A 5,918-nucleotide genomic window follows, 5' to 3' on the forward strand; every position below is an offset into this window, starting at 1 on the left:
CATTTGATTCGGCTTTATGATCACATCAATGAAGGCATTTACGGCAAGGTCGCCGTCAAGCTCCATACGGGCGAAAAACACGGCCCCAATATCCTGCCCAGAGATATGGTCAAAGACTTCATGGCCCATGTGCCGGACAGCACCATTGTGGAAACGAACACGCTCTACCAGGGTGACCGGTATACGACGGCAGATCACCGGGACACGCTGCAGGTCAATGGCTGGACTTTCTGCCCCGTCGACATTATGGATGAAGATGGCGACGTCAACCTGCCTGTCCGCGGCGGCAAACGACTGAAGGAAGTCGCCATGGGCGGTCACATCGTCAATTACGATTCCATGATCGTCCTGACCCACTTCAAAGGCCACGCCATGGGCGGCTTTGGCGGTTCCATGAAAAACATCGCCATTGGCTGCGCCTCGGGACAGGTGGGGAAAAAGCAGGTCCACGGCGTCGATATGCCGCCGGAAGACTGGGGAGCCTGGCCGGCGAAAGAACCGCTTATGGAACTGATGGCCGATTCGGCCAAGGCGACAGTAGACTACTTCGGTAAGCATATCGTATTTATCAACGTCATGCGCCGCATGTCCGTCGACTGCGACTGCGCCGGCACGCGGGCTGCTGAACCGACCATTCCTGATATTGGTATTGTGGCATCGACGGACATTCTCGCCGTCGATCAGGCCAGCGTCGACATGGTATACGCCCTGTCGGCTCAGGAAAACCACGATCTGGTGGAACGCATCGAGTCCCGCCGCGGCCTTCATCAGCTCCAGGCCATGAAAGACCTGAAAATGGGAAATCCCCAGTATGAACTGATTTCTATTGATTGAGTGTTACCGATAGGTAAGGAGTGACAGCGCTATCATGAACGATACAACAGATATAACACCGTCCCAGGGCGGCCTCTTCGGCCTGGGCGCTCCCAACGACGCCTATGCCCGCTATTTTGACGGACAAAGCTATTTGCATATGCTGACGACAGACCGCGTCGTCACGGCCAACGTCACCTTCGAGCCAGGCTGCCGCAATCACTGGCACATTCACCACAAAGGCGGCCAGATTCTGCTGGTCACAGCCGGCCGCGGCTACTACCAGGAATGGGGGAAGGCCGCCCGGGAACTGCACGCCGGCGATGTCGTCAATATCCCGCCGGACGTAAAGCACTGGCACGGCGCAGCCAAAGACTGCTGGTTTTCCCACGTTGCCATTGAAGTGCCTGCAGACGGCGCATCTACGGAATGGTGCGAGCCTGTTGACGGTGAAGAATATGATGCATTGCTTTAATAAAGGAGACAGAGAATCATGAAACGTCTGAAAAAATTAGGTTCTATCGTACTGACAGCCTGCCTTGCTCTGGGGCTTATGGGCTGCGGATCTTCCGGCAGCAATACGGCGTCTGCCAATACGGACAGCACCAAATCGGCCGCTTCATCCAGTGCAGAACTGGCACAGACCATTCCTGACGCCATGAAAGGGAAGAAAGTCCTCGTGGCCTACTATTCCTGGAGCGGCCACACCAAAGCCGTAGCCGAACAGATCAGCAGCGAAACAGGCGGTACCTTGTTTGAAATCCAGCCGGCTGTGCCGTATCCGACAGACTATCGGGAATGTGTAGATGTGGCCAAGAAGGAAATGCAGGACAATGCCCGTCCTGCCGTAGCCAGTACCGTAGACAACATGGACCAGTACGACGTCATTTTTGTAGGCTATCCCATCTGGTGGGGCAAAGCGCCGATGCATGTGTATACCTTCCTGGAAAGCTATTCCCTGAGCGGCAAGGTCATCGTGCCCTTCTGCACCAGCGGCGGCAGCCCCCTGTCAGGAAGTATTCCGGATCTGCAGAAAGCCGTTCCCGGTGCACAGGTAGTACAGGGCAGTCAGTCAACAGATCCAGCCAAGATTTCGCAGTGGCTGAAAGATATTCACGCCGTATCCTGATATATGGCGATGTACGGGAAAGAAGGGGAACGTATGCATAAAAAAGCAGCTGTCCTGCTGACAGCAGCGGCTCTGCTCGTTGCCGCCGGAACAGCAGTCGTTCTCGGCAGCTGCCGCACTGGCAGCAGTCAGGACGAAACGATGCAGGTCCTGGGGCCGCAGCAGCAGGCCTATGTCCGTCAGCTCGACCTGGCCTTGGCCGGCGGCCATGCCGTCATTGGCCTGTACGATCAGGAAGCGGCTCTGGAGTTCGCCGAACGGCAGCCTCTGGCCGTCCAGCTCGTGCGGCAGCCGGAAAAAATCATCTTACCAGGCCTTCCCGATTCGGCCTATGCCCGGCAGGATACGCAGACCCTGGCGCCGGCTATTGGCGATATCGTCATGGACACGCAGACGAAAGAAGTCTACATCTGCTGCCGCGACATGGACAGCCGAGGCGGCCGCATCCTTCTGGGACATGTCGTTTCCGGACTGGAACTGCTGTCACAGCAGCACGGAACTTTTGAAGCCTTTGCCATGGCGGCCAGAGAATGAGCCTTTTCTCTTGCTGTCAGTCGTGATACAATAGCTGTAATAGTATCATAAAGGTATATTAGTATTGCAGATATTGCAGAAAGAAGGAATTACCATGCATTTAGGAGCCCAAGAGCTCATCGTCATCTTGCTGATCGTCCTCGTCCTGTTTGGCGGCAAAAAAGTGGCTGGCCTGGGAAAATCTCTGGGTACGAGCCTGCGCGAATTCAAGGAAGAAGTCAACAAGACCGGCGATGCCGTTCAGAACGCGACAGCAACAGAAAAAGAAACGGCAACAAAAACAGACACAGCAGCAAAAACGGAAACGGCAGGAGCCCAGAAACAGGCCGATACGCCGGACGATTCCAAGGCATAAGCAGGTATGGCGAATATGTATGATCTAGCATCCTATGAATCACCTCTGGGAATGCTGACCCTTGCCGGCCGCGGGGACTGTCTCGTTGGCCTTTGGTTTCAGGGACAGTCTCATTATCTTGCTTCACTGGCGCCGCAGGATTGCCGTTCCTGTGAATCACCGGTGCTGACAAGAGCCATGCAGTGGCTGGATGCCTATTTTTCCGGCCGCCAGCCGACCATCCTGTCAATGCCTCTGTATCCGGAAGGAACGCCTTTCCGCCGTCTTGTGTGGCATATTCTCTGCCAGATTCCCTATGGACAGGTGCGGACCTACGGCAGTATTGCCGAAGAAGTGGCGTCCCGTCAGGGAAAAGACCATATGTCGGCTCAGGCCATTGGCGGCGCTGTGGGACATAATCCCATATCCATCATCATTCCCTGTCATCGTGTCGTTGGAGTCGGTGGAAGCCTGACTGGCTATGCCGGCGGCATCGATAAAAAGCGGCAGCTCCTGCAGCATGAAGGCGTGGACCTGTCCGGCCTGAAGAGCAGGGATTGACGAAACTGGCCGCTGTACAAACTGCTGCCTGCTGTACAGCGGCTTGTTTGCTATACAATATAGAACGTTTTGTTATTAATTTATTCACGTGTTACGATAGTTTCCAGTAAGGAGAGAATATATCATGGGTTTTAGGAAGACGATGCAAACGAAGAATATCGCCTTTTTCAGCAGGCGGCTGCTGGGATATATCATTGGCTTTATGCTGTTTTATGCGCCTTTCGACGGATTTGCCCGCCTCATAGACCAGGTTATTCCGCCGACGCAGCTGTACAGTATTCACGAGCCTTGCTTTCGAATTCCCCTGCAGTATCTGCTGGATGGACGCATTGAAGAAGCGGGCCCCGTATCGCTGGTGGCACTGGTGCTGCTGGCCGTGGTTTCCCTGGTCTTTGGCCCGCTGTTCTGCGGCAAACTGTGCCCGGCCGGTGCGTTGACAGAATTTCTGTCCCGTCTCGTTCCGTCCCGGTTCCAGATCAACTGGCCGAAGCACGTACGGATTACGCCGCTGCGCTATGGTTTCTTTGCCGGATTTTTGCTGGCCCCCTTTATCGGCATTACGGCCCATTGTTCGTACTGCAACTTCTTCGTCTTCGACATGCTGATTACGACGGCGTATACGCAGCATCTGCCTGTTTACTCTGTGTCGCTCCTTGCGACATTCGGCCTGTGGTTTGTTCTGCTGGGCCTGTTTACCCGCGGCGGCCGGGGATTCTGCAACTTCCTTTGTCCTGTCGGCGCCTTCAACAGTCTGATGCACGCTGTGGGACGGCATCTTCCCTGGTCCTGGCGGATGGACGTCCATCGTCAGGCCTGCATTGGCTGCGGGAAATGCGCCGCCGCCTGTCCCATGACGGCTCTTTCTATACGGGACAGCAAGGCCGTCCTGTCGCAGCACCGCTGCATCATCTGCCAGGCCTGCAGCCACGTATGTCCTGCAGGAGCCATTGCCTATAGAAAAGGGGGAAAGGACGAATGAAACGAGAATCTGTTGTAACAGGCGCCGGTGCCGCCGGCATTGCTGTCCTTTCGTCAGCTGCCGAAGGCGCAGTGCCAGCCGCTGCCGGCACCGTATCGACGCTGTGCACCGGCGTGTGCGGCTCCTGTGGCGGCGGCTGTATTGCCGCTGTTGGCGCCATTGCCTGGGCGGGCATTCTGGCCCTGCGCCACAGGCATTCGCAGAAGGAGGTAACTCATGAATAGACGAGATTTTCTGAAACTGGCCAGCCTGGGAACGGCAGGTTTGCTGCTGTCGGGATGCGGCCTGCAGTCGCGGCGTGAAGCTTTTGAAGAACAGCAGCTCGGCAGCCGGGCCGAACACGGCGACGTGCAGTACCGGCCCATTCCCCATACAGGCGTGCAGGTCAGTACGATCGGCATTGGCTGCGGTTCTCTGCATGAATCGTCGCCAGAAGGAATTGCCCAGGTCTTTGACTATGCTGCCGACCGGGGCATTAACCTAGTTGATACAGTTATGGCCGATTTTTCCACGGCAGTCCCCATCGGCCAGGCCCTGAAAGGGAAGCGGCAGAAATTCATTACGCAGATGCACATTGGTGCGACATACCCCAACAACGTATATACCCGTACCCGCGACTTTGCGAAGGTCCGGGAAGGATTTGAAACGCAGCTGCGCATGTTCCAGACGGACTACAGTGATATTGGCCTCATTCATTACGTCGATCAGGGTGAGGATTATGACAACATGGTCAATAACGGACTGCTGGACTATGCGCAGAAGCTCAAGCAGGACGGCGTTATCCGGCATATTGGCTTTTCGTCCCATTCTGTGGAAATGAGTCATCGCTTCCTGGATACAGGCCTGATTGATGTATTCATGTTCAGTCTGAATCCGGCCTACGATTTTGTGTCGTCTGGCGGCGGCATGCGTCTGGACGAAAGCCGGCGGAAACTGTACGAACGGGCGCAGCAGCTCGGCGCGGCTATTACAGTCATGAAAGCCTATGGCGGCGGCCGATTGCTGTCAGAGGCGTCGTCTCCTTTTGGTCAGGCTATGACGCCGGTTCAGTGCATTCAGTACTGTCTGGACCGGCCAGCCGTTGTTTCCATTATTCCCGGCGTACGCAATCTCATGGATGTGAAGACATCGCTGTTGTATTACAGCGCGTCTCCGGAAGAGCGGCAGTATTCGCAGATTCTCCAGGCCAACGCAAAGGATATGGACGGCGTCTGTATTTACTGCGGCCACTGCCAGCCCTGCGTCAAATCTATTGATATTGCGGCAGTGAATAAATTTTATGATCTGGCCCAGTCCGGCGATGCCCTGGCGGCCGATCATTACCGCCGCCTTTCCGCCAAAGCCGGTGACTGCATTCAGTGCGGCCAGTGCGAGCCCCGTTGTCCTTTTCATGTGGCGATCCGGGAACGTATGAAGCAGACGCAGGCCTATTTTGGCGAGTAATACTGGTATTCTGCCCATATGCCGGTCGCCCACAGGCCGTAGATTTCCCCATCATGCCAGGGGGGCCGGGAGGCGACAGCCCTTTGACCGTCCGCCCGGGACAATCCCTGTGTATGCGCCCTGCT

General features: G+C 55.9%; 8 protein-coding genes and 1 pseudogene. All 9 read left to right on the plus strand.

Translation table 11 applies throughout. The annotated features are described in order from the left end of the window. The coding region (locus Q3886_RS07810; protein WP_301860765.1) for a DUF362 domain-containing protein at positions 1-834 on the plus strand (834 nt) is incomplete at its 5' end. 34 nt (positions 835-868) lie between these two features. After that, positions 869-1,288, plus strand: coding sequence for a cupin domain-containing protein (locus Q3886_RS07815; protein WP_301860766.1), 420 nt, complete (start codon positions 869-871; stop codon positions 1,286-1,288). A gap of 18 nt (positions 1,289-1,306) precedes the next feature. Beyond that, positions 1,307-1,942, plus strand: coding sequence for a flavodoxin (locus Q3886_RS07820; protein WP_301860768.1), 636 nt, complete (start codon positions 1,307-1,309; stop codon positions 1,940-1,942). Between the two features lie 33 nt (positions 1,943-1,975). Further along, positions 1,976-2,476: a cyclophilin-like fold protein gene (locus Q3886_RS07825; RefSeq protein WP_301860769.1), complete on the plus strand. Its 501-nt coding sequence runs from the start codon at positions 1,976-1,978 to the stop codon at positions 2,474-2,476. Positions 2,477-2,564: 88 nt separating this feature from the next. Next, a pseudogene (gene tatA / locus Q3886_RS10035) lies at positions 2,565-2,699 on the plus strand (twin-arginine translocase TatA/TatE family subunit); the annotation flags it as partial. A gap of 147 nt (positions 2,700-2,846) precedes the next feature. Next, positions 2,847-3,371: a methylated-DNA--[protein]-cysteine S-methyltransferase gene (locus tag Q3886_RS07835; protein ID WP_301860772.1), complete on the plus strand. Its 525-nt coding sequence runs from the start codon at positions 2,847-2,849 to the stop codon at positions 3,369-3,371. Positions 3,372-3,495: 124 nt separating this feature from the next. Next, positions 3,496-4,350, plus strand: a complete 855-nt coding sequence (locus Q3886_RS07840) for a 4Fe-4S binding protein (protein ID WP_301860773.1) — start codon at positions 3,496-3,498, stop codon at positions 4,348-4,350. Next, complete coding sequence (locus tag Q3886_RS07845) at positions 4,347-4,574, plus strand: hypothetical protein (RefSeq protein WP_301860774.1); 228 nt, start codon at positions 4,347-4,349, stop codon at positions 4,572-4,574. Before Q3886_RS07840 ends, Q3886_RS07845 begins: the two co-directional genes overlap by 4 nt. After that, positions 4,567-5,793 carry an aldo/keto reductase gene (locus tag Q3886_RS07850; RefSeq protein ID WP_301860775.1) on the plus strand — a complete coding sequence of 409 codons (1,227 nt, stop codon included), beginning with the start codon at positions 4,567-4,569 and terminating at the stop codon, positions 5,791-5,793. Before Q3886_RS07845 ends, Q3886_RS07850 begins: the two co-directional genes overlap by 8 nt. Positions 5,794-5,918: the final 125 nt, after the last annotated feature.

It is taken from the genome of uncultured Megasphaera sp. (assembly GCF_958350005.1).
Lineage (GTDB): Bacteria > Bacillota > Negativicutes > Veillonellales > Megasphaeraceae > Megasphaera.